This window comes from Amycolatopsis sp. NPDC004747 (genome assembly GCF_053601335.1).
Genome location: NZ_JBSGBQ010000007.1, coordinates 223,465 through 245,553 on the forward strand (window position 1 = coordinate 223,465; position 22,089 = coordinate 245,553).

At 72.9% G+C, this 22,089-nt stretch carries 20 protein-coding genes; 10 read left to right on the forward strand and 10 right to left on the reverse strand.

The window, feature by feature from the left end:
- Positions 1–4: 4 nt before the first annotated feature.
- Positions 5–991 carry a helix-turn-helix transcriptional regulator gene (locus ACWEGE_RS13960; RefSeq protein WP_449660811.1) on the reverse strand — a complete coding sequence of 329 codons (987 nt, stop codon included), beginning with the start codon at positions 989–991 and terminating at the stop codon, positions 5–7.
- A 112-nt stretch (positions 992–1,103) separates the two neighbouring features.
- Between ACWEGE_RS13960 and ACWEGE_RS13965 the strand changes: the two genes are divergently transcribed.
- Complete coding sequence (locus ACWEGE_RS13965; protein WP_449660812.1) at positions 1,104–1,568, forward strand: VOC family protein; 465 nt, start codon at positions 1,104–1,106, stop codon at positions 1,566–1,568.
- A gap of 133 nt (positions 1,569–1,701) precedes the next feature.
- On the opposite strand, the gene ACWEGE_RS13970 is transcribed toward ACWEGE_RS13965, so the two are convergent.
- On the reverse strand, positions 1,702–2,019 hold the full coding sequence (locus tag ACWEGE_RS13970) for a hypothetical protein (protein WP_449660813.1): 318 nt from the start codon (positions 2,017–2,019) through the stop codon (positions 1,702–1,704).
- Positions 2,016–2,168, reverse strand: coding sequence for a hypothetical protein (locus tag ACWEGE_RS13975; RefSeq protein ID WP_449660814.1), 153 nt, complete (start codon positions 2,166–2,168; stop codon positions 2,016–2,018). The genes ACWEGE_RS13970 and ACWEGE_RS13975 overlap by 4 nt, the downstream gene beginning before the upstream one ends.
- 240 nt (positions 2,169–2,408) lie before the next feature.
- Here ACWEGE_RS13975 and ACWEGE_RS13980 point away from each other — a divergent pair, with 240 nt between their 5' ends.
- Positions 2,409–3,851: a hypothetical protein gene (locus tag ACWEGE_RS13980; protein ID WP_449660815.1), complete on the forward strand. Its 1,443-nt coding sequence runs from the start codon at positions 2,409–2,411 to the stop codon at positions 3,849–3,851.
- 28 nt (positions 3,852–3,879) lie between these two features.
- Positions 3,880–4,650, forward strand: a complete 771-nt coding sequence (locus tag ACWEGE_RS13985; protein WP_449660816.1) for an isocitrate lyase/PEP mutase family protein — start codon at positions 3,880–3,882, stop codon at positions 4,648–4,650.
- 53 nt (positions 4,651–4,703) lie between these two features.
- Here the strand turns inward: ACWEGE_RS13985 and ACWEGE_RS13990 are convergent, their stop codons facing one another.
- From ACWEGE_RS13990 to ACWEGE_RS14000, 3 genes are read right to left on the reverse strand one after another with little or no spacing between them, the layout of a single operon-like run.
- Positions 4,704–5,459, reverse strand: a complete 756-nt coding sequence (locus tag ACWEGE_RS13990; protein ID WP_449660817.1) for an SDR family NAD(P)-dependent oxidoreductase — start codon at positions 5,457–5,459, stop codon at positions 4,704–4,706.
- 11 nt (positions 5,460–5,470) lie between these two features.
- Positions 5,471–6,463: an LLM class flavin-dependent oxidoreductase gene (locus ACWEGE_RS13995; RefSeq protein ID WP_449660818.1), complete on the reverse strand. Its 993-nt coding sequence runs from the start codon at positions 6,461–6,463 to the stop codon at positions 5,471–5,473.
- A 10-nt stretch (positions 6,464–6,473) separates the two neighbouring features.
- The gene (locus tag ACWEGE_RS14000; RefSeq protein WP_449660819.1) at positions 6,474–8,012 is read right to left on the reverse strand and encodes an acyl-CoA synthetase; all 1,539 of its coding nucleotides are present in this window, start codon (positions 8,010–8,012) and stop codon (positions 6,474–6,476) included.
- 116 nt (positions 8,013–8,128) lie between these two features.
- Here ACWEGE_RS14000 and ACWEGE_RS14005 point away from each other — a divergent pair, with 116 nt between their 5' ends.
- Together ACWEGE_RS14005 and ACWEGE_RS14010 are read left to right on the forward strand one after the other, a co-directional pair.
- Complete coding sequence (locus ACWEGE_RS14005) at positions 8,129–8,746, forward strand: TetR/AcrR family transcriptional regulator (RefSeq protein ID WP_449660820.1); 618 nt, start codon at positions 8,129–8,131, stop codon at positions 8,744–8,746.
- A 451-nt stretch (positions 8,747–9,197) separates the two neighbouring features.
- Positions 9,198–10,394: an MFS transporter gene (locus ACWEGE_RS14010; RefSeq protein ID WP_449660821.1), complete on the forward strand. Its 1,197-nt coding sequence runs from the start codon at positions 9,198–9,200 to the stop codon at positions 10,392–10,394.
- A 128-nt stretch (positions 10,395–10,522) separates the two neighbouring features.
- Here ACWEGE_RS14010 and ACWEGE_RS14015 read toward each other — a convergent pair whose 3' ends face one another.
- Positions 10,523–13,354 carry a helix-turn-helix transcriptional regulator gene (locus tag ACWEGE_RS14015; protein WP_449660822.1) on the reverse strand — a complete coding sequence of 944 codons (2,832 nt, stop codon included), beginning with the start codon at positions 13,352–13,354 and terminating at the stop codon, positions 10,523–10,525.
- Positions 13,355–14,092: 738 nt separating this feature from the next.
- Between ACWEGE_RS14015 and ACWEGE_RS14020 the strand changes: the two genes are divergently transcribed.
- Positions 14,093–15,091 carry an ABC transporter substrate-binding protein gene (locus ACWEGE_RS14020; RefSeq protein ID WP_449660823.1) on the forward strand — a complete coding sequence of 333 codons (999 nt, stop codon included), beginning with the start codon at positions 14,093–14,095 and terminating at the stop codon, positions 15,089–15,091.
- A 13-nt stretch (positions 15,092–15,104) separates the two neighbouring features.
- Here ACWEGE_RS14020 and ACWEGE_RS14025 read toward each other — a convergent pair whose 3' ends face one another.
- A complete protein-coding gene (locus ACWEGE_RS14025) occupies positions 15,105–15,794 on the reverse strand; it encodes a TIGR03943 family putative permease subunit (protein ID WP_449660824.1) in 690 nt (229 codons plus the stop codon).
- Positions 15,791–16,792, reverse strand: a complete 1,002-nt coding sequence (locus ACWEGE_RS14030; protein WP_449660825.1) for a permease — start codon at positions 16,790–16,792, stop codon at positions 15,791–15,793. Before ACWEGE_RS14030 ends, ACWEGE_RS14025 begins: the two co-directional genes overlap by 4 nt.
- A gap of 135 nt (positions 16,793–16,927) precedes the next feature.
- On the opposite strand from ACWEGE_RS14030, the gene ACWEGE_RS14035 reads away from it, so the two are divergent.
- On the forward strand, positions 16,928–18,238 hold the full coding sequence (locus tag ACWEGE_RS14035) for a tetratricopeptide repeat protein (protein WP_449660826.1): 1,311 nt from the start codon (positions 16,928–16,930) through the stop codon (positions 18,236–18,238).
- 7 nt (positions 18,239–18,245) lie between these two features.
- On the opposite strand, the gene ACWEGE_RS14040 is transcribed toward ACWEGE_RS14035, so the two are convergent.
- Positions 18,246–19,010 carry an SDR family NAD(P)-dependent oxidoreductase gene (locus tag ACWEGE_RS14040; protein ID WP_449660827.1) on the reverse strand — a complete coding sequence of 255 codons (765 nt, stop codon included), beginning with the start codon at positions 19,008–19,010 and terminating at the stop codon, positions 18,246–18,248.
- Between the two features lie 100 nt (positions 19,011–19,110).
- Here ACWEGE_RS14040 and ACWEGE_RS14045 point away from each other — a divergent pair, with 100 nt between their 5' ends.
- The 3 genes from ACWEGE_RS14045 to ACWEGE_RS14055 are packed head-to-tail and all read left to right on the forward strand — an operon-like array spanning position 19,111 to position 22,086.
- Positions 19,111–19,785 (forward strand): class II aldolase/adducin family protein, encoded by a 675-nt coding sequence (locus tag ACWEGE_RS14045; RefSeq protein WP_449660828.1) that lies wholly within the window; start codon positions 19,111–19,113, stop codon positions 19,783–19,785.
- The gene (locus ACWEGE_RS14050) at positions 19,782–20,735 is read left to right on the forward strand and encodes a carbohydrate kinase family protein (protein WP_449660829.1); all 954 of its coding nucleotides are present in this window, start codon (positions 19,782–19,784) and stop codon (positions 20,733–20,735) included. Before ACWEGE_RS14045 ends, ACWEGE_RS14050 begins: the two co-directional genes overlap by 4 nt.
- Positions 20,722–22,086 (forward strand): flavin monoamine oxidase family protein, encoded by a 1,365-nt coding sequence (locus ACWEGE_RS14055; RefSeq protein WP_449660830.1) that lies wholly within the window; start codon positions 20,722–20,724, stop codon positions 22,084–22,086. Before ACWEGE_RS14050 ends, ACWEGE_RS14055 begins: the two co-directional genes overlap by 14 nt.
- Positions 22,087–22,089 lie beyond the last annotated feature (3 nt).

A 22,089-nucleotide genomic window follows, 5' to 3' on the forward strand; every position in this document is an offset into this window, starting at 1 on the left:
CCTTTCAGCCGCCGGACGCGGCCGCCCGCCCGGCGCGGCCGGCCAGTTCCGCGAACGCTTCCCGCAGCGCCGGCGGGCCGGCCACTTCGACTTCGCACCCGAACCGCAGCAGCCCGGCGGCCAGCGCGCCCCAGGACCAGGAGCCGGTCCGCAGCCGGGTCTTCCCCGGAGCGGCTTCCTCGGCGACGCCGTCGCCGGTGAACGGGGCGACTTCGCCGATCGGCAGGCCGAGGACCACCTCGCCGCGGCACGGCCACACGTCGGCGGTGTCGGAGCCCTTGAACCGGGCGGCGAGGAACGTCGCGACGTCGCCGCCCGGCACCTCCCGCGGGGTGAACCGCGGCCCGTTCGGCACGCGCAACGCCATCCGGTCGACGCGGTGGGTCCGCCAGTCCTCCCGGGCGGCGTCCCACCCGACCAGGTACCACCGGCCACCGCGGACCACCAGGTGGTGCGGCTGCACCCGGCGCGGCGGGCGGGGTGCGGCCTCCTCCGGGCGTGACGGCGAGTCGTAGTCGAACCGCACCTCTTCGGCGGCCCGGATGGCCAGGCTCAGCGCCAGCAGGACGTCGGTGCCGACCTGCGGGGCGCCCTCGGCCGCGGTGACCTCGAGCAGGTCGACGCGCTGCCGCAGCCGTGACGGCAGCACCTGGCGCACCGTGGCCAGCGCCCGAGCGGCGGCCTCCTCGATCCCCGCGCCGGCGCCGACGGCGATCCGCAGCGCCACCGCCAGCGCGACCGCCTGCTCCTCGTCGAACAGCAACGGCGGCAGCCGGCTCCCGGCTTCGAGCCGGTAGCCGCCTTCCGGGCCCTTGACCGCCCGCACGGGATAGCCGAGCTCACGCAGCCGGTCGACGTCGCGGCGCACCGTCCGTTCACTGACGCCCAGGCGGTCGGCCAGCAGCGCGCCCGGCCAGTCCCGGCGCACCTGGAGCAGGGACAGCAGCGACAGCAGACGACCCGAGGTCGCCGTCGAAGGAGAAACCGGCATGAATCCGATGGTGCCACGAGAAGCGGACGTTCCCTGACCGCTACCGCTGCGATCGTGGCTCTCGTCGCCGGATCCCCCGGCACCACCACCACTCGAGAAAGACTCCGAACCCATGTCGCTCACCGCTGTCGCCCACCTCAACTTCACCGGCCAGGCCCGCGCGGCCCTCGAGTTCTACCGGTCGGTCTTCGGCGGCCAGGCCACCGTCATCACCTACGGCGACTTCGGCGTGCCCGCCGAGCTGCCCGACGCGGGCAAGGTGGTCTTCGGCCAGGTCACCGCGGACAACGGCTTCAGCGTCATGGCCTACGACGTCCCCGGCGCCGACGGCCCCGCCGCCCCGGCCACGCCCACCACCCGCCGCGAGCACGGCACCACGATCACCGAGGAGCGGTTCTTCCTGTCGGTCCGCGGCGCCACCGTCGACGAGGTTTCCCCGGTGTGGAAGGGCCTCGCCGAAGGCGCGACCGTCATCGAAGAATTCGGCCCCGCCCGGTGGGCGCCCGCGTTCGGGATGCTCGTCGACCGCTTCGGCGTCACCTGGATCGTCGACGTCGCCGCCGAGTACCAGGGCTGATCGGGCGCGGCGGTGGTCTCGCCGGGCCACGGCTGCTCGACGGCCGAACCACCACGGCCGAGCTACCCGGCGAGGCACGCGACCCGCTCGGAGTCCAGTTCGGACAGACGGAAGCGCACCGCCCGCGAAGACGTCAAACGCCGCCGTGCCGGTGGTTGTCCGCGAAGGACCGTCCCTGGGCCGGCCCTTGGCGCGGCGCCGGCAGCGAGAGCAGGGCGGCGATCACCGACCGGGCGTCACCTCGGTAGGTCCAGACGGCCTCCTCGCCCGAACCGGCTCGCGTGCGGGCCGCCGACGCCTCGTGCTCGCCGTGGATCTCGATGCGGTCGCTGAACTCCGGCCACCCGTACGTGCCCACGAGGATCGCCAGCTCGCCCCGCCGGTCGTCGATGTACTGGAACCGGAAGCCGCGGGCGACGAGCACGTGCAGCCCCTTTTCGACGGTGGTCACCGGCGATCCCGCTCGTCCGGGGCCCGCCGGGCGGTCCCGGTGTCCCGGCCGGCCGGGGTGGCCGCGCGGGCCGGCGCGGCCGGTGCCGCCCGGACGCGCTCCTCCGGTGTCCCGCCGCCGCGGGCGCTCTCGACCCAGCGCACGGTCATGACCGCCGCCGCGGGCCGGTACCAGCGGTGTCGCGCAGACGGGACACGAGTCCTCCACTCTCCTCCGGTGCAGCGGTCCAGCGTTCCCCACCGGCGCGGCCGGGCGGATTCCCGCCGGACGGGAGTTTCGGCCGGAGTTTTCCGCGCGGTTTCCGGTGCTGTGGCGGCAAGCGGGGATGCGCTACGGTGATCGACCGTCGGCGGTGGGGTGGATCACCTATTCGGTCTCGGAGCGGCGTCATGGGAACCAGCGGATCGAAGCCCGGCAGCAAGCCGGAGCGGGAACGGCTCCGGCACCGGCTGCTCGCCGGCGGCAGCAGCCCGGCCCGGATCGCGGCCGAGATGGCCGGCCGCTGGCGGTTCAACCCGCGGCAGGCCTGGCGGTACACCCACGGCCTGTCCCAGACGGCGGTCGCCGCGCGCTGCAACGACCTGCTCGGCGACGGCCGTGCCCCGATGACCGGCAAGCGGATCAGCGAATACGAGGCGTGGCCGCAGCGGGGCGTCCGCCCCACCGTGTACGTCCTCGCCCTGCTCGCCCGGGTCTACGGCACCGTCCCGCGCGCCCTGCTCGGCGAGGACGAGCTGCCGCTGCTGCCCGAGTCGGAGCGGCTCGTGCTCGACCAGCTCCCGCCGGCCGAGCCCGACGCCGCTCCCCCGGCCCCCGGCACCGGCCGGCTCAGCGCCGCCGCGGTCCGCGCCGCCGCCCACGCGTCCGGGGCGCACGCCGAACGCGCCGAGGTCACCGAGGTCGGCGCGATCACGCTCGAGCAGCTCGACCACGACGTCGTCCAGCTCGCGCGCACCTCCATCCTCACCCAGCCCGCCGAGATCTTCGGCGAGCTCGTCCGCGTCCGCGACCGCGTGTTCCGGCTGCTGCAGCGGCACGCCCACCCGGCCCAGCAGTCGCACCTCTACCTGCTCGCCGGCCAGACCTGCGGGCTGCTGGCGAACGCGAGCATGGAGCTGGGGTGCTACGGCGCCGCGGCCGAACAGTCGCGCGCCGCCTGGGTCTACGCCGAGATCATCGGCCACAGTGGACTCAAGGCGTGGCTGCGGGGCACCCAGGCGCTCATCGCGTTCTGGTCGGGAAACCCGCGGGAGGCGGCCCACCTGGCGAAGGCCGGCCGCGAACACCTGCGGCACGGCACCGGCTTCGTGCGGCTGTGCAACATCGAGAGCCGCGCCTGGGCCCACCTCGGCGACGTCCGCGAGACCCGGAAGGTGATCGGCATGGGCCACCACGCGCGCGAGCACGTCACCGAGCCCGACGAGCTGCACGACCTCGTCGGCGGCGAATTCGGGTTCGACGAGGCCCGGCAGTCCTTCTGCAACGCGGGCGCCTGGGTGCAGGTGGGCAAGCCGGTGCTGGCGATCGAAGCCGCCGAACGCGCACTGGGGCTGTACGCGACGGAGGCCGAACGCAACCGCCGCTACGGCGGCGAGGCGTCCACCCGGCTGGAAATGACCGACGGCCACCTGGCGAACCGGGAGCTGGACGCCGCCGACGTGGCCCTCGAGCCGGTGATCGGCACGTCCGCCACCGCCGGTGTCGCCCACCTGGCCGCGCGCCTGTCCGACATCTGCGCGACGCTGGACACCCCGCCCTACCGGAACTCCCGGGAAGCCCGGGAGCTCGCCGAACGGATCCGCGCCCACCCGGCGCTGTCCGCCGGGCGGTGAAGCCGGGTGTCCGCCTACATTGGACGGCATGACATCGACCGCCGAGAAGGCCACGCTCCTGCAACAGCTGCACGCCGCTCCCGAGCTGCTGCTCGTCGTCAACGTCTGGGACGCCATCACCGCCAAGGTCGTCGCCGAGACCCCCGGCACGCGGGCCCTCGCCACGCCGAGCCACGGCATCGCCGCCTCGCGGGGCTACCCGGACGGCGAGAAGATCCCGCGCGACGAAATGATCGCCGAGGTCGCCCTGATCGTGCGGAGCGCCGGTGACCTGCCGGTCACCGCGGACCTCGAAGCCGGCTACGGGGATCCGGGCGGCACGGTGGCCAGGGCGATCGAGGTCGGCGCCGTCGGTGCCAACCTCGAAGACCAGATGAAGCCGCTGGGCGAAGCGGTGAAGGCCGTCGAAGCCGCCGTCGCGGCCGCGCAGTCGGCCGGTGTCGACTTCGTCCTCAACGCCCGCACGGACGCCTTCCTCAAGACCGACCCCGAGACCGCGCTGACCGAGGCCATCACCCGCGGCCGCGCCTACCTCGACGCCGGCGCGTCCAACTTCTTCGTGCCGGGCAAGCTGGACGAGGACCAGGTCGCCCGGCTCGTCGGCGAGCTCGGCGAGCGCAAGGTCAACCTCATCGGCATCCCCGGCTCGATCCCCCTGTCCCGCGCCCAGGAACTCGGCGTTTCGCGCGTCTCCTACGGCCCGTGGAGCCAGAACGTCGCACTGACGGCCCTGGCCAAACTGGCCGAAGACGTCTACGCCGGCGGCGGGCTGCCCGCCGACACCCGCAAGCTCAACTGAACCCGGCAAACGCCGGTGGGGCCGCCCGGCAGCGGCCCCACCGGCGGCGCGCCTCACACCAGGGACGCGGTCAGCCCGCCGTCGAGGACGTAGTGGCTGCCGGTCACCCAGCTCGCCCGGTCGGACGCCAGGAACGCCGTCACCTCCGCGATGTCCTGCGGAGTGCCGAGCCTGCCCTGCTTGGCCGCGACGAGGTCGCCGAACGGGACCTGCGTCGCCGCTTCGAAGTCCGGGACCAGGCGCTCGACCATCGCCGTGTCCGCGAAGCCCGGGCAGACCGCGTTGACCCGGACGCCCGTCGGCCGCATCTCGACCGCCGCGACCCGGGTGAGCTGGATGACCGCGGCCTTCGTCGCGCAGTACGACCCGAGCAGCGGGCTGCCGCCGATGCCCGCGATCGAGGCGATGTTGACGATGTTCCCCTTCGACTCCACCAGGTGCGGGATCGCCGCCTTCATCGTCACGAAGGTGCCGCGCACGTTGACCGCGAAGATCTTGTCGAAGCTCTCCGTGGGCTGCTGCAGCAGCGGCGACGACACCTCGATGCCGGCGTTGTTGACCAGGACGTCGAGGCCGCCGAGGAGGTCGACCGCCTGCTGGATCGCCGTCTGGACCTGGGTTTCGTCGGTGACGTCGCAGTTGGCGACGCCGGCCGCGCCGATCTCGTCGGCCGCCTGCTTGGCCGAGAGGGAGTCGAGGTCGCTCACGACGACCCGGGCCCCGCGTTCGGTGAACAGCGCCGCGATCGCCTTGCCGATGCCGGCTCCGGAGCCGGTGACGAAGACGCGCTTTCCTTCGAGTTCGGACATGCTGGTCCCTTTCACATCGCTTCGATCTTGGGAAGGATTTCTTCCTTGAGCCGCTTCATGTCGTCGAGTGTCTTGGCCACCGGGACGTCCTGGAAGGGCGGCCACAGGAACGGCATCGTCAACCCGGCTTCGCGGTAGCGCTTGAGCTGGTCGGTGATCTGCGCCTGCGAGCCCACGAGCAGGTTGGTGCCCTTGCCCAGCGGGCTCTGGTCCATGTCCTGGTCGGTGATGACGAACCAGATCATGCTGGCGATCTCGAGGTCGCCGACCGAGCGCGGGGTGTCGAGGGCTTCGAGCTCGCGCTGGATCTCGGCGCGCCAGCGCTTGATGTCCTCGGGCGAGTCCTGGATGCCGATCCAGCCGGACAGCCCGTACTTGGCGATGCGGGCGGCCGAGCGCTTCGCGTCCTTGAGGCCGCTGAAGAAGATCGGCGGGTGCGGCTGCTGCACCGGCTTCGCGCCGAACCCGCTGCGCTGGAAGTCGGCGAACTCGCCGTGGTACTCGAACACGTCGTTGGTCCAGATGCCCTGCATGATCTCCAGGGTTTCCCGAACGTGCTTGTGCCGCTTGGGAAAGATGTGCGACGCGCTCGCGGCGGCGAACTCCTCGGGCATCCAGCCGGAGCCGACGGCCACGTTGAGCCGGCCGCCGGAGAGGTGGTCGATGGTGGCCAGCTCCGCGGCCAGGACGCCGGGCGCGCGGTAGGGCGTGTCGATGATGCTCATCCCGATCCGCACCTTCGACGTCTTCGCCGCCAGCCACGGGATGAGCGGCATGCCCTGCAGGAACTCGCCCCGCGAGCTGACCGGCAGGCCCTTGGGGAACCCTTCGATCATGCCGAAGGCGTACTGCATCTCCTGGGTGTCCGACGTCTCCGGGACGATGATCCGGTCGAGCGTCCAGACGGAGTCGAAGTCGAGGTCCTCGGCCAGCGCGGTGAGGTCCCCGAGTTCCCGCACGGTCACCTTGTCCCGGAAGTTCGGCAGGTAGAGCGCGAGTTTCATGTGTTCTCCTTCAGCGGGTGGCGAGGGTCGTGCGGATGTCGGCCTTGAGGACCTTGCCGACGGTCGAGCGGGGCAGGTCGGGCCAGACTTCGATCTGCTTGGGCGCCTTGACGCTGCCGATGCGGTCCTTGACGAACGCGATCAGCTCGCCGGTGTCCAGTTCGGCGCCGGGCCGGAGCTGGACGACGGCGGTGACGCGCTCGCCCCACTTGTCGTCGGGCAGGCCGACCACGGCGCAGTCGCGGACCGCGTCGTGGGCCAGCACCGCCTGTTCGACCTCGGCGGAGTAGACGTTGAACCCGCCGGTGATGACCATGTCCTTGGCGCGGTCGACGATGTGGAGGAAGCCCTCCTCGTCCAGGAAACCGATGTCGCCGGTGTGGTGCCAGCCGTGCGCGGAGGCTTCCGCGGTGGCTTCGGGGTTGCGGTAGTAGCCGGCCATGACCAGCGAGCCGCGCACGCAGATCTCGCCGCGTTCGCCCTGCGGCACGGTGTTTCCGTCGCCGTCCAGGATCGCCACGGTGACCAGCGGCGACGGCCGCCCGGCCGATGACAGCCGTCCGGTGTGGACGGTCCCGTCCGGCCGCCGGTGCTCCGACGGCGACATCGTCGAGATCATCATCGGCGCCTCGGACTGCCCGAAGAGCTGGGCCATCGGCCCGATCCGGTCGAGGGCTTCGGCCAGCCGGGCCGTCGACATCGGCGCCGCGCCGTACCAGAAGCACTGCAGTGACGAGAGGTCCGTGCGGTCCAGGGATTCGTGGCCGAGCACCAGGTAGATCAGCGTCGGCGGCAGGAACGTGTGGGTGACGCGGTGGCGCTCGATCAGCTCCAGGAACCGGCCGACGTCGGGCTTCGGCATGATCACGACCTCGCCGCCGCGGGCGAGCACCGGGAAGCAGAGGACGCCGGCGGCGTGGGTCAGCGGGGCCAGGGCCAGGTAGACCGGGCGGCCCTCGAAGGGGTAGCTCATCAGCGTGATCGCCGACATCACTTCGAGGTTGCGGCCGGTGAGCATGACACCTTTGGGGCGCCCGGTGGTGCCGCCGGTGCCGACCAGAGCGACGATGTCGCCGGGTGGCGAGGCCTCGACGGTGGGGTCCGCGCGGGCGGCGTCGAGCCAGGCCTCGAAACCGGGCGCGAAGTCGTCGCCGTCGCTTTCGCCGAGGCGGACGAGGGTCGTCAACTTCGGCAGCCGCGGGGCGATCTTGCGGACCAGGTCTTCGAAGGCGGGCTGGAAGATCAGCGTGGTGCAGTCGAAGAGGTCGAGGAGCTCGGCGTTCTCGCCGGCGGCGTTGCGCGGGTTGATCGGGCACCACACCGCACCCGCCCGGGAAATGCCGAAGACGCAGGTGAACGCGGTGGGGTCGTTGGCCGAAAGGATGCCGACCTTGTCGCCCGGGGCGACACCGGAGCGCCGCAACGCGCGGGCGACGGCCTCGGCGAGCTCGACGACCTCGGCGTAGGACCGGGACACCCCGTCGAGGGTCAAGCAGGGCGCCCCGGGGTCCAGGGAGGCGCCTTTCTCCAGGTAGAAGAACAGAGACATCGTCGTCCCTCCCGACTTCGCCGGCGGCTGGTGAAGACCATGACCGCCATTTGGACGAATGTCAAGATTTTCTTGGACGATTGGTCAGAAAACTGCCGGATGGTATCTTCGGACCCGTGACCAGCGCAGCCGCCGTGAGGCGCCGGACCCCAGCCGACAAGTTCGAGGACCGCCGCCGGGAACTGGCCGACGCGGCGCTCCTGGCGCTGGCCGACCTCGGCTACGCCCGCACGAGCCTGCGCACGATCGCGGAGCACACGAAGTTCTCCCACGGGCTGCTGCACTACTACTTCGCCGACAAGGTCGAGCTGATCACCTACTGCGTGCGGCGCTACAAGGCCGCCTGCGTGCAGCGGTACGAGGGCGGCGTCGGCGAGGCGGGCTCCCCGGCCGAGCTCGCGGCCGCCTGCGCGGACGGCCTCGCCACCGCGCTCGGCGAGGCGCCCCTCATGCACCGCATGTGGTACGACCTGCGCACGCAGTCTCTCTTCGAGCCGGCGTTCCGCGAAGACGTCGCCGAGATCGACGACAGCCTGCGGGACATGATCTGGCGCAACGTGAGCGCGTACGCCGAGCTCGCGGAGAGCCACCCGACCTGCTCGGCGGCCGACGCGTACGCGTTGTTCGACGGGCTGTTCCAGCAGGCCCTGCTGCGCCACCTCGCCGGCGAGGAAGCGGCGCTCGACGAACTGCGGCGCGGGGTGCGCGAGCTGTTCCCCCGCTTGGTCGCCTGAGCGGCTACCCCTCGCCGGTGACGACGATGGTGATGAAGCCGTTCCTGGGCACCGGCTCACTCGCCGAGTACGTCACCGTCTCGGCGGCTACGGCGTGGCCGCCCGCCCGCCGGAGCTGACGTGCGCGAAGCCGGGGCGCCCGGGCCGGCGTGGTGATCGACAGTGACGACACTGCCGTCTCCGGGGTGCCCACTGCGCCGGCCGTGGAGTTTTCGCGCCACCACCGGGATTTCGCGCACACGGACCGTGATCAGGACGGCCGCGGCGCTCGCGCGGACGTGGCCGTCCGTGCCGATGCACGCCCATCCGCAGACGTCATCGGAACGGACGCAACCGTTGAAGGGCAACAAAAGTTCGTTCATCCGTCAGGTGACGGATGTCTGCGGCACGCGTAGCACGAAACATTGTTCTACGGAGTAGAACGCTCCGGCCTCGACTTCGAGGAGGAGCGATGTCCCGTGCCACCACCACCGTCTCCACTCTGGTCATCTTCGTTCTCGCACTGAACCTCCGGCCCGCCGTCACCAGCCTGGGCGCGGCGCTGCCGGACATCTCCGTCGCCGGCGGTCTCGTCGCCGCGGTGCTCGTCGCCCTGCCGCTGTGGGCCATCGGCCTGGGCGGCTGGGCGACACCGTGGCTGTGCAGCCGCGTGGGAACACACCGGACCGTCACCGTGGCCCTCATCGGGCTGGTGCTGTCGCTGGCCGGGCGGGTCCTGGGTGGCTCGGTGGAACTCCTGGTCGGGACGGCGCTGGCGTGCCTGTCCATCGCTGTCCTCGGCACCATGTTGCCGCTGCTGGCCCAGGGTTCGGCCGCCTTCACGTTCGGGCTCGGCGTCGGCAGCACGGCGGGCGCGCTGGTCACGCCGACGGCGGTCATGTCGTCGTCGTGGCGGGTCGCGCTCGGTGTGTGGGCGGGCACCGCGCTGCTGGCCCAGCAGGTGTGGCAGCGCACCCCGGGCGAGTTCGTGTCACCGCGGACCGCACCGGGCGCGGTGCGGGCCTCGGCACTGACCATCCACTTCGGACTGATCTCGACGGTGACGTTCCTGGTCATGGGGTGGCTGCCCGGGATCCTGCGCAGCGCCGGTGTGCCGTCGACGACGGCCGGGGCGTGCCTCGCGGTGTCGATGGCCATGGGATTGCCGATGATGTGGCTGGTGCCGGGCTGGACCCGACGCTGGCGCAACCAGACCCTGCTCGTCGTCGTCCTGGCCACGCCCAACGTGATCGGGGTGACCGGGCTGCTCCTGGCACCGGCGGCCGCGCCCTGGCTGTGGGCCGTGGCGACCGGCACGGGCATGGGCGCGCTCGCCTTCGCCCTGACCACCATTTCATTGCGCAGCAAGGACAGTTCGGTGTCATTGTCCGCGGTGGTCCAGGGCGTGGGGTACGTCATCGCCGGCTTCGGGGTGCTGGTCTGCGGCTGGCTGCACACGGGCACGGGTACCTGGCGGACGCCGTTGATGCTGGTCCTGGCCGTCCTGCTCGGCCAGATGGTCAGCGGGCACATCGCGGTGTTCCGCCGGAGCCCGGCACCGGCTCCGGCGCCGGCCCCGGCACCGACCGAGGCACCGGCACCTGCGCCGGCGCCCACCCCGCCGGTCGCCGTGCATCCCCAGGACGACGCCCCGGAGGTGGCAGCCTGACCCGCCGTCCCGCGCGTACCGCCCCAAGGCGGCCTTGGTTGCGTCCAGCGCACCGAAGGCCGCCTTGGGTGCGTCACACGCACCGAAGGCCACACTGGGGCGCTTGGCCCGCTCCGGTGGCGGCCGGTTCAGCCGGAGGCGGATTGGTGGCGGGCTGCTTCCCGCGCGATGTCGATGCGCGAATGCACCCCCAGCTTGGTCAGGATGTGCGAGACGTGCGTGCCGACCGTGCGCGGGGACAGGTAGAGGCGGGCCGCGATCTGCGGGTTCGACAGGCCTTCGACCACCAGCGCGGCGATCCGGCCCTCGGTCGGGGTGAGGCTGTCCCAGCCGTGCGTGGCCTGGCGGTGCTTCACCTTCGGGCCGCGGCGGATGCCCAAAGCCCGAAACAGGGCGCGCAGCCTCGCCACGTCCCACTGCGCGTCCAGCTCCGCGTAGAGGTCGATGGCGTGGATGAAGGCGGCTCGCGCCGAACCTTTGTCTTCGATGCGGGCCTCGGCGAAGGCGATCGCGGCCGCTTCCAGGGCTTTGGCCCGGGACAGCGGCCGGCCCGCGTCGGCGTAGCCGTCGGCGGCTCGCAGCAACATCGTCCCGTCCCGCTCGAGCAGGCCACGGCAGTACAGCGCCAGCGCACGGCGGTGCGGCACGGCGGACTCGGCGGCGATCCCGCGCGCCCTGGCCTCGATCTCCGTCGCGGTCCGCACGTCGCCGAGCGCCATCGCCAGCCGGGCGGCGTCGCCCAGCCGCTCCTCCCCCGCGTCTTCGCCGGCCGGCACCGCGGTCAGCACGGCGAGCGCCCGCTCCGGCGCGCCCGCGTGCTCGAAGGCGAGACTGCGGGCCCGGACCAGCGATTCGACGACCTCGTCGCCGGCGCGTTCGGAGTGACGCGCGGCGACGTCGAGGTGGTGCTGAGCCGCGGCCGTTTCGTCGCGGTGGAGGTGGATGATCGCGGCGACGCCGTGGTCGCAGCACACCACCCCCGGGTCCTTCTGGTCGTCCGGCACGACGTCCACCTCGGCCAGCGCGTCGTCCCACCGGCCGGCCCCCAGCATCAGCTGCCCGATCGCGCTCTGCACCTGGGTCAGCCGCGCCTCGCTGCCGGTGCGCTCGGCCAGCTCGCGCGCCTGCCCGGCGGCGGTGAGCGCGTCGGCGTACCGATCGAGCGCGCCGTAGGTGACCGACTGGTTGATCCGCAGCAGCAGGGTCAGCTCGATCAACGTCGGATCGCCCCGCACGACGGCGATCGCGCGCTCGAACAACGGCAGCGCGGCCGCCCATTCGCCGCGCGCCATCGCGCCCTGGCTCAGCACGTGCAGCGCCCACCCGGTGGCCCAGCGGTCCTCGTCCGAGCCGAGCTCGGCCAGCGCCGCGGAAGCGGCCCGGCCCGCGGAGTCGACCTCGCCCCGGAAGCGGCGGATCCGCGCGATGAGCACCAGCAGCCTCGCCCGGTGCCGCGCCTCGAGCCCCGGCTGGTTCAGCGCCTCGTTGAGCGCGGGCAGCGATTCGGCGGCCCGGCCGTCCGTCCCGCGGCTCTGGACGATCGTCGTGTGCAGGTCGACGCGCACGTCCGGGTCGCGGACGCGATCCAAGGCGCGGCAGGCGATCCGCTCGGCCTGGGCCACGTTGCCCACCCGGTAGTAGGCGTCGGCCAGCCGGCAGGCCAGCGCGCCGGTGACCGCGTCGTCGAGCGGCGCGTCCCGCACCGCCCGTCTCAGCAGCGCGACGGCCACCACGGGCGCCTGGCCGATCAGCGGCATGGCCACCTTCAGCAGCCACCGCACGGCCCAGTCCGGGACCGGCATCCGAGTGTCCGTTGTGGACACCATGGGCAGCAGCTGTCGCGCCACCCGCTCGACCGGGGCGCTCGCCTCGGCCAGCGCCCAGGCGGCGGACTGGTGCCAGGCGACCCGGACCGCCGTCGGCATTTCGTCGTACAACGCCGTGCGGATCAACGGGTGCCGGAACTCCAGGTCGTCGCCCGCCGCCACCAGCACACCCGCGGCACGGGCCTCGTCGAGGGCGGGCAGCAGCTCGGCGAGCGAGGAGTTCGTCACGGTCATCAGGTCCGCCACCGAGAAGCCGACGCCGAGCAGCGCCGCCGTCCGCAGCACTTCCCGGGCCGGCTCGGTGAGGAAGCCCAGCCGGTCCGCGATCGCCTCCGGCAGGGAGTCCGGGGTGGCCGCACCGGTCAGCTCCGCGATGCCCGCGGGATCGACCTCCAGGCACGAACTCCTGGTCAGCGCGTCGAGGAGTTCGGTGAGGTACAAGGGATTCCCGGCCGCGCCGGCGGCCAGCTCCTCGAGCCGGGCGCCCGGCTTGCCGCCGGCCAGCGCGGCCACCAGTTCGAGCACCGCCGGTTCCGCGAGCCTGCCCAGCCGCAGCCGCTCGGCCGGCCGGACGATCCGGAAGAGCGACCGCAGGTCGTCGCGGCGCGGCACCGGCCGCAGCACGCCGATGAGCAGCAGCGGGAGCTGGCGGACCGAACGGGCGAGCCGGCTCCACACCGCCACCGTCGTGCTGTCGGCCCACTGCAGCTCGTCGACGACCAGCACGGCCGGGCCGTCCTGGCAGAGCTGGTCGACCAGCGCGATCAGCTGTTCGGCGGCCGCGGCGGCGAGGTCGGCGCCCTTGCCCGCGACCGCTCCGCCGCCCAGCAGCTGGGAAACGGCGTCACGACGGGGATCCCGCGTGACCGGCGTGATTTCCAGGGCGTCCAGGAGCGGCAGCAGCGGCAGGGCCTGGCCGAGCTCGTCGCCGGCGCCCCAGAACACCTGGCAGCCCGCGTCGGTGGCGGCCGCGCAGGCGGACCGGACCAGCGCCGACTTGCCGATCCCGGGTTCGCCGTCGACCAGCACGGCGCGGCCGCGGCCCGCGGCGACGTCACGGATCCAAGCGACCAGCCGGGACAGCTCGCTGTCCCGGCCGACGAGCAGCTCGGTACCCTCCGTAAGCGGTCGCACACCGGGGATTTTAGAAGTAAAACCCGTTATCCAACAAGAGGTCCGGTTGGCCACCGCGGAACGGCTGCCGGCCGTCCGCCGTTCCCGGCGCGGAAACCTCCCATTCGGCAACCGCGCCGATTCGTGATCCGGCCGTGATTTCCGCACCCCGCACCGGCGGATCTTCGGCCGCTCGCCGGCGCGTCCGGGCCCGCACCGCGGATCCGGACAAGCGCCGGGTCCGGCCCTCCCGTGCGAGACGAATGCGTTGCGACACAGGCGGGTCGGCGCCGCATCCACGGCTGTGAGCGCTCCCGGCCGCGACTACTCTCGGTCAACTAGGCGGGGAACCCGGCCGAGTTCGGTGCCCCACGGCCATTGCCTGCCTTAGCAGACAACGCGGCGAATACCGGGGTTGCGGTTTCATTTCCGGGAAGCAACTACGCCCGGTTCGCCCTCCTGGATATGGCGGCCGATCCGTTGCTTTCCGCCCCGCCGGGTGCCCTCCGGCCACGTTTTTCGCACTCCGCCGACGCCTTCGTCGACCCTCGCACCGGGTGACGCGGCGCCCGGCGGCGGCGCAAGATCATCGATCTAGTATTCGTGCGGCCATTCTGGTGAAATACCGGATCCGACGCCATCACGCATTGTCAAGGGCTGCCGGGGGTCCCTACAGTGGCCCGCCTGACGCCGGGGAGTGAATCACGGACCTTCCTTGGAGCCGGTACCTCAACCGTCATCTCCTTCGAGGAGCAGACCTTGTTCGGAATAGTCAGGCGCAGTGCCCGTGTTCGTGCCGCGCTCGTGCTCGCGGTCGTCACGGTCGTAACCGGTTGCGGCGCCCTCGGCGCCACCGGCTCGGGCAGATCGTCGAGCGGCGGGCTCGAGAAGCCGACGCTGAAGGTTTCGATCCTGCCCACCACCGACCTGGCCCCGTTTTGGCTGGCCCAGGACGAAGGTTACTTCCAGGCCGAGGGCCTCACCGTCGAGTCCGTCATCGCCGCCAGCGGCCAGGCCTCGCTGACGAAGTCGATCTCGGGCGACGTCGACATCGCGTTCTCGACCTACCCGCCGTTCTTCACCGCCCGCAGCACCGGCGCCGCCGACATGCAGCTGGTCGCCGACGCGACTTCGGTCAACGCGAAGTCCAACGCGATCGTCACGGTCCCGAATTCGCCGGTGAAAACAATCACCGACCTGGCCACCGCGAAGATCGCCATCACGGCCAAGAACACCGCGTCCGATCTGCTCACCCGTTCGATCATGCAGGACCACAACGTCGATTTCAGCAAGGTGAAATGGGAGCTGATCGCGCTGCCCAACATTGCCGCGGCGCTGCAGCAGGGCCAGGCCGACGCCGCGTACCTGCCGGAGCCGTACATCACGCAGGCCGCCAAGACGGCCGGCGCGATCCCGGTGATCGACATCAACTCCGGGGCGACGCAGGACTTCCCGCTCACCGGCTACGGCGCGACGCGGAAGTGGGTGAAGGAGAACCCGAAGACGCTGGCCGCGTTCCAGCGGGCCATGCAGAAGGCCACCCACGACGCCCTGTTCGACCGCGCCAAGGTCGAGCCGCTGCTGGTCCGGTTCGCCAAGATCGACGAGGACACCGCCAAGCTGCTGACCCTGCCGGGCTACGGTTCGGTGCTGGATTCCCGTCGCCTGCAACGGGTTCCGGACCTGCTGCTGCAGCTCGGCGCCATCCCGTCGCCGATCGACGTGAACTCGATGATCGGCCCCCAGGCGGGCAGATGAGCGGGTGCGGGTGCTAGCCGAGGCTTTCGTAGGGATCGGCCGGTGCCGCGACGGGCCGGGCCTGGCCGACGTCGACGAACGGGATGGTGCCGCCGTTGACCGGGTCCGTGGCCCGCTCGGCGGTGTACCCGCCGGTGACCTCCAGCCACGAATCGGGTGGCAGCACCGGCGGGACCCGGCCGGTCAGGCCCACCTTCACCGGCTGGGCGTCGGCCGCGCAGCAGTTCAGGAGCATGCGGACCAGGTACGGCGTGCCGCTGTGGTCGAAGGCCACGAACCCGGTGATCGTCACGGTCCGGCCGGCCAGCGAGCGGCCGTGGTCGTAGACCGCGCGGTCCGCGTAGTCGATCACCGTCAGGCGGACGGGGTTGCCGTCCGGGAGCGGGGTGAGGATCCGTGGTGCCGTCACCGCCGTGCCGGCGCGCATCGCGCTGTAGGAGCCCAACGCCGGTGGCGCGGCGAGGACCAGCGCGAACACCGGCAGCACCAGCAGCCACGAAACGCGGGGCGCCGGCGACCCGCCCGGGCGCCGCCGCGCGTACCAGGCGGTCGCGGCGGCCGCGGCCACCAGCACCACGCCCGCGGCCAGCACCAGCGGTTGCAGGCCGGCCTTGACGTACCGCAGGTACAGCCCGGTGAGGCCGGCGTGCAGCAGCACGCCGCCGACCAGGAACAGCAGGATCGCCTGCACGGTCCGGTTCACAGCAGCACCGCCCCGGTCAGCACCGCGGCCGCCATGGCCACCACGAACGTCACCGGTGCGAACCGCAGCGCGAACCCGCGGCCGAACGTGGCGGCCTGCATGCCGAACAGCTTGAGGTCGATCATCGGGCCGACGACCAGGAACGCCAGCCGCGCCGTGGCCGAGAACTGCGTCAGCGACGAAGCGACGAACGCGTCGGCCTCCGAACAGATCGACAGCAGCACCGCGAGGACCGACAGCGCCAGCACCGCCACGACCGCGTGGCCGGCCGCGGCGTGCAGCCAGGCGGCGGGCACCACGGCCTTGAGGGTCGCGGCGGCCATCGCGCCGCCGACGAGGAACCCGCCCGCGTGCAGCACGTCGTGCCGCACCGAGCCCCAGAACACCGCCCCCCTGGTTCCGCCGTCACCGTGGTCGTGCGCGCGGGGCCGCAACCAGTCCGGCCGGCCGAGCCGCTGCCACAGCCAACCCATCGCGCACGACGCCGCGAGGCTCGCGGCGAACCGGGCGACGACCATCCGCGGCTGGCCGGGGAACGCCACCGCGGTCGCCGTCAGCACCACCGGGTTGATCGCCGGTGCCGACAGCAGGAACGCCACCGCGGCCGAAGGGGCCACGCCGCCGCGCACCAGCGCGCCGGCCACCGGCACCGACGCGCATTCGCAGCCGGGCAGGACCGCGCCGGCCAGCCCGGCGGCGGGCACCGCCAGCGACGGCCGTTTCGGCAGCACGCGCGTGAAGAACGACGGCGGCACGAAGACCGCGAGCCCGGCCGAAAGCAGGACGCCGAGGACGAGGAACGGCAGCGCCTGGACGACCACCGCCACGAACACCGTCATCCAGCTCTGCATGACCGGGGTGGCCAACAGGCGCCGAACCGGGCCCTGCGCCAGGAATCCGGCCAACAGGACCAACGTCAGGACGAGGACGGGATCGACGTTCCAGCCCGGTTGTTCCTCCCACGCCCGGCGGCGCCGGCTTTCCTCGATGGCAGTCACCTGGCGATCTCCCGACTTCCGCTCCACACCCGTTCGTCTATACGGGCCGCGGGGCCGCCCGGTTCACCGCCCCGAAACCCTTGCCGCGGCTAGGATCACCCGAGCCGGGGAGCGGCCGGGGACGAACAGGACACAATGGACGATGAGCTGGCGGCGGCGATCGCCGCCGCGGACGCCGGTGACCTCGGCACGGCCCGGGACACCGCCCGGCGAGTGGCCGAGGCACGGATGCGGCTGCTGGGGCGGGCCCACCCGGACGCGTTGTGGGCCCGGCACGCCTGGGCCGTCTGGACCGGGCAGGCCGGCGCGCCGCGGGAGGCCCGGGACGCCCTCGCCGAGCTGCTGGTCGACCTCGACCGGGTGCACGGACCGGACAGCCGGTCGACGCTCACCGCGCGCCACCAGCTGGCCCGCTGGACGGGCGAAGCCGGGCAAGCCGCCGAAGCGCTGCAGCTGTGCACCACCCTGCTCCCGGACCAGCTCGCCGCCCTCGGTCCGGACGACGAAGACACGCTGATCACCCGTTTCAGCATCGCCCACTGGACCGGCGTCACCGGCGACCGGGCCGGGGCGATCGCGTTGTACTCGGCGCTGCTGGCCGACCAGGAACGCGTTTCCGGGCCGGATCACCCCGACGTCCTCGCGGTCCGCCGCGAGCTGGTGCACCTGGCCGGCGAGACCGGCGACCACCGCACGGCGCTCACGATCGGCGCAACCCTGCTGGACGACCAGATCCGGCTGGTCGGCGAAGACCACCCGAGCACGCTGGTGCTCCGGCACAACCTCGCCTCCTGCACCGCCGCCGAAGACGCCGCACGAGGCCGCGACCTGCTGGCCCAGGTCGTCGCCGCCCGGACGCGGGTGCTCGGTCCGCAGTCGCCCGACACCCTGCTCACCCGCAGTGTGCACGCCTATTGGAGCGGGGTGGCCGACGGGCCCGGAGCGGCGCTCGCGCTCTACGAGGGTCTCGTTCCGGACGCCGCGACCGCGCTCGGCGCCGGACACCCGCTCACCCTCGAATGCCGCCACGACCACCTCGTCGCGCTGGCCGGCACCGGGGAAGCAGGCCCCGCGCTGGCCAAGGCGGCCCGGCTGGCCGAAGATTCGACGCGCTTCCTCGGCGCGGACCACACCGGCACCGTGAAGGCGAGGCTGCTCACGGTGAAGTTCGCGGCGCAGGCGGGCGACCTTCCGTTCGCCATCGACCTCGCCTACCTCCTCCTGCGCGACCTGGCCGCGAACCCGCACTCCGGTGCCGTCCAGGCCTTGCCGGTCCGGCACGAGCTGGCCGGCCTGCTGGGCCGCACCGGCCGGGCGGCCGACGCCCGCGACGTCTACACCCGGCTCCTGCACGACTGGCGGCAGGTGCACGGCGACGACCACCCGAACATCGCCGTGCTCGAACACAACATCGCCTACTGGGCCGGGCGGGCAGGCGGCCGCTGACGGTGGGTCAGCCGGCCAGCTTCCTCAGCACCGCGCCGGAAACCGGGGCGGGCAGTGCCCGCAGCAGGCGGACCAGCGCGGACGCCGGCCACGGGAAAGCCGCGTCGGCGGGTTCCCGCCGCAGGGCCCGGACCACGTGCCGGGCCGCCCGTTCTTCGCTGATCATGAAGGGTTTCGGCAGCCCGTCGGCGCGGACGCGCGCGGTGGCCACGAAGCCGGGGTACAGCGAGGTGAAGCGGATGCCCTCCGGCGCCAGCTCGACCCGGGCCGCGTCGATCAGGGTGCGCACCGCGGCTTTCGCGGCCGAGTACGGCCCTTGACGCGGGAGGCCCAGCCAGCCCGCCAGTGAGTTCGTCTGGGCGATCAGGCCGCCGCCCTGCCGGCGCAGCTGCGCGATGAGCGGCACGAGGTAGTTCACGGTGACGTCGTAGTTCAGCGCCATCACCCGGGCGACGTCCTCGACCCCGGCCTCGGCCATGGACATGTCCGGCCCTTGGCCCACGTTGAGCAGCGCGACGTCCACCGCGCCGAACTCCGCCACCACCCGCCGCACCACCGCGGCCGCGGCCTCGGGGTCGAGCGCGTCGGCCACGAGGTCGAGGCAGGCGCTCCCCGCCGCGCGGACGTCGGCGGCCACGGCCGCGAGCTCCGCTGCCCGCCGGGCCACCACGGCCACCCGGTTGCCGTGGCCGGCGAGGTCGCGGGCCACCTGGGCGCCGATCCCCGAAGACGCCCCGACGATCAGGATCGTCCGGTTCGCCAGCGTCGCCATCCCGCCTCCTCCCGTGCTCGGTCGCGCCGAGCCTACGCATCCCTGGACCGCCGGAAAACCTGAACGTGACTTTGTTTCATGTTTAGCCTACGCTGAGCCGATGACTCCGGAGACCGGGCTCCTGCGGGCCGAGCGGCAGGCCGTGGTCGCGGCTTGCCACGACCTCGCCGCGGCCGGGCTGCTGATCGGCACCGCCGGCAACGTGAGCGTGCGCGCCGGCGAGCACGTGGCGGTGACCGCGACCGGCGTCGTGCTCGGGAAGGCCACTCCGGACCAGGTCACCGTGGTCGACCTCGACGGCACCGTGGTCGCCGGAGACCTCATGCCGACGTCGGAACTCGAGCTGCACCTCGGGATCTACCGCCGCTGGAGCGCCGGGGCGGTCGTGCACACGCACTCGCCGCAGGCGACCGCGGTGTCCCTGGTCCTCGACGAGCTCCCGTGCGTGCACTACCAGCAGCTCCTGCTGGGCGGGGCGGTGCGGGTCGCGCCGTTCGCCGTCTTCGGCAGCGACGAGCTGGCCGAGCACGTGTGGACCGCGCTCGAAGGCAAGTCGGCGGCGCTGCTGGCCAACCACGGCGCGGTGGTGCACGGCCCGGGGCTCCAGGCAGCGGTGGACAACGCCCTGCTGCTCGAGTGGGCCTGCGAGCTCTACCGGAACGCCGCGGCCATCGGCACCCCCCGGGCCCTGGACGCCGCCCAGCAGACCGCGGTGATCGAAGCCGCCCTGCGGCGCGGTTACGGCAGCACCCGACGGATCGAGGAGGATCTGTGACGCAAACGGTGATCACACTCGGCGCGCACGTGTTCGACGTGCAGGTCCGGCCGGTCGAGGCCATCCCGGACGGGCAAGGCGCGGCCCTGGTCGAGCAGATCCGCTTCGGCCCGGCCGGCACCGCCGCCGGCACCGCGCTGACCCTGGCCAAGCTCGGCGCGGCCGTGCGCACCGCCGGCGCGATCGGCACCGACCCCATCGGCGACCTGCTGCTGGCCATGCTGGCCGGGCACGGCATCGACACGTCGCTGGTGGTCCGCCGCGCGGGCGTGCAGACTTCGGCGTCGGTGCTGCCCATCCGCCCGGATGGCAGCCGTCCCGCCTTCCACGTCCCCGGCGCCAACCTCACCTACGGGCCGGACGACATCGCGCAAGCCGACCTCGCCCGTGCCACCCACCTGCACCTCGGCGCCCCCGAGCTGATGGGCGGGGAAAACGCCGCGAAGATCCTCTCCGCCGCCCGCGCGGCCGGCGTGGTCACTTCGGCCGACCTGCTCGCCCCCGGCGACCCCGGCGTCCTGGCCTGGATCGCGCCCGCGCTGTCCCGGCTCGACTACCTGCTGCCCAACGAACAGCAGGTCCTCGGGCTCACCGGCGCCGAGACGCTCGAAGACGGCGCTCGCGCGTTGCTCGCCCACGGCGTCGGCTGCGTCGCCGTCACCCGGGACGCCCGCGGCGCGCTGGTGATCACGGCGGACGAGGTGGTCGCCGTCCCCGCCTTCGCGGTCGACGTCGTCGACACCACCGGCTGCGGCGACGCCTTCTCCGCCGGATTCCTCCGCGGCGTCGGCCTCGGCCGTTCCCCGCGGGACGCGGCCGTGCTCGGCTCCGCCGCCGCGGCCCTGGTCGCCCAGGGGCTGGGCAGCGACCACGGCGAGTTCGACCTCGCCGCCGCCGACGCCTTCGCCGCGGCCACGCCGTCGCTGGAGACCACCGATGCGCCGCACTGACGTCGTCGTGGTCGGGGCGGGCCTGGCGGGCCTCACCACCGCCCGCGCGCTGACGGCCGCAGGCCGGGACGTCGTCGTCCTGGAAGCCCGCGACCGGGTCGGCGGCCGCACGGTGAACCACGACCTCGGCGACGGCAGGGTGGTGGAGGCGGGCGGGCAGTTCGTCGGCCCCACGCAGGACCACGTCCTCGCGCTGGCCAAGCAGGTCGGCGTCGGCACCTTCCCCGCCTACGACCGGGGCGACGCGGTCTACGTCAGCGGCACGCGGACCCGCCGGTACGGCGGCGACATCCCGCCGGACCTGCTCGCGCTGCCCGACCTCGGCGTGGCGATGCGCCGGATCGACCAGCTCGTCGGCGAAATCCCGCTCGACGCACCCTGGCGGGCCCCCAAGGCCCGGCAGTGGGACGGCATGACGTTCGAAGGCTGGATCCGCCGCACCACGGCGGGTTCCGGCGCCCTCGACCTGGTCAACGTGCTCCTCGGTTCGGCCTACGGCGGCTCGGCGGCCGACGCGTCGCTGCTCTACAGCCTTTGGTACGTCGCCGCTTTCGGCAACGAAGTCACGCCCGGCACGCTCCAGCGCGGCTTCGCGGTGGCCGGCGGCGCGCAGGAAAGCCGGTTCGCCGGCGGCTCCCAGCTGATCTCCACGCGGGTCGCCGAGGAGCTCGACGGCCGCGTCGTGCTGGGTGCCCCGGTGCGCGCGATCGAGCAGGACGGCTCCGAAGTCATCGTGAAGTCCGATGTGGACACCTGGCGCGCCCGGCACGTCGTGGTCGCCGTCCCGCCCGTGCTGGCCACGCGGATCGACTGGCGGCCGCTGCTGCCGCCGCAGCAGGACGCGCTGTTCTCCCGGATGACCTTCGGGGCGCTCATGAAGTGCGAAGCCGTTTACCCCGAACCGTTCTGGCGCGCGGACGGGCTCAGCGGCCAGGGCGTGTTCCGGCGCGGCTCGACGATCTGCTCGATGTTCGACAACACCCCGCCCGACGGCGGCCCCGGTGTCCTCATGGGATTCCTCGGCGGGCCCCAGTGGCACGCCTGGGCAGCCCGGCCGCCCCGGGAACGGCGCGCCGCCGTCCTCCGGGCCTTCGCCACCGTCGCCGGGAAGGACGCCCTGCGGCCCGTCGACTACTTCGAGCAGGACTGGACCGGCGAGGAGTGGACGCGCGGCGGACCCACCTCCGTCGTCGGCCCCGGCGTCCTCACCGGGCTCGGGCACTGGCGCGACCGGCCGTTCGGCCGGGTGCACTGGGCCGGCGCCGAGCACGCGGACCACTGGAACGGCTACATGGACGGCGCGGTCCGCTCCGGCGAAACCGCCGCCCGCGCCGTCCTCGCCCACGGGTAGAGG

Bases quoted from the DNA above. Each gene is read 5' to 3' on its own strand.
- ACWEGE_RS14040 (WP_449660827.1), bottom strand. From the start codon at position 19,010: ATGGCGACGCTGGCGAACCGGACGATCCTGATCGTCGGGGCGTCTTCG.
- ACWEGE_RS13980 (WP_449660815.1), top strand. From the start codon at position 2,409: ATGGGAACCAGCGGATCGAAGCCCGGCAGCAAGCCGGAGCGGGAACGG.
- ACWEGE_RS13965 (WP_449660812.1), top strand. From the start codon at position 1,104: ATGTCGCTCACCGCTGTCGCCCACCTCAACTTCACCGGCCAGGCCCGC.
- ACWEGE_RS14055 (WP_449660830.1), top strand. From the start codon at position 20,722: ATGCGCCGCACTGACGTCGTCGTGGTCGGGGCGGGCCTGGCGGGCCTC.
- ACWEGE_RS13975 (WP_449660814.1), bottom strand. From the start codon at position 2,168: ATGACCGTGCGCTGGGTCGAGAGCGCCCGCGGCGGCGGGACACCGGAG.
- ACWEGE_RS14035 (WP_449660826.1), top strand. From the start codon at position 16,928: ATGGACGATGAGCTGGCGGCGGCGATCGCCGCCGCGGACGCCGGTGAC.
- ACWEGE_RS13960 (WP_449660811.1), bottom strand. From the start codon at position 991: ATGCCGGTTTCTCCTTCGACGGCGACCTCGGGTCGTCTGCTGTCGCTG.
- ACWEGE_RS14010 (WP_449660821.1), top strand. From the start codon at position 9,198: ATGTCCCGTGCCACCACCACCGTCTCCACTCTGGTCATCTTCGTTCTC.
- ACWEGE_RS13990 (WP_449660817.1), bottom strand. From the start codon at position 5,459: ATGTCCGAACTCGAAGGAAAGCGCGTCTTCGTCACCGGCTCCGGAGCC.
- ACWEGE_RS14000 (WP_449660819.1), bottom strand. From the start codon at position 8,012: ATGTCTCTGTTCTTCTACCTGGAGAAAGGCGCCTCCCTGGACCCCGGG.
- ACWEGE_RS13985 (WP_449660816.1), top strand. From the start codon at position 3,880: ATGACATCGACCGCCGAGAAGGCCACGCTCCTGCAACAGCTGCACGCC.
- ACWEGE_RS14045 (WP_449660828.1), top strand. From the start codon at position 19,111: ATGACTCCGGAGACCGGGCTCCTGCGGGCCGAGCGGCAGGCCGTGGTC.
- ACWEGE_RS13995 (WP_449660818.1), bottom strand. From the start codon at position 6,463: ATGAAACTCGCGCTCTACCTGCCGAACTTCCGGGACAAGGTGACCGTG.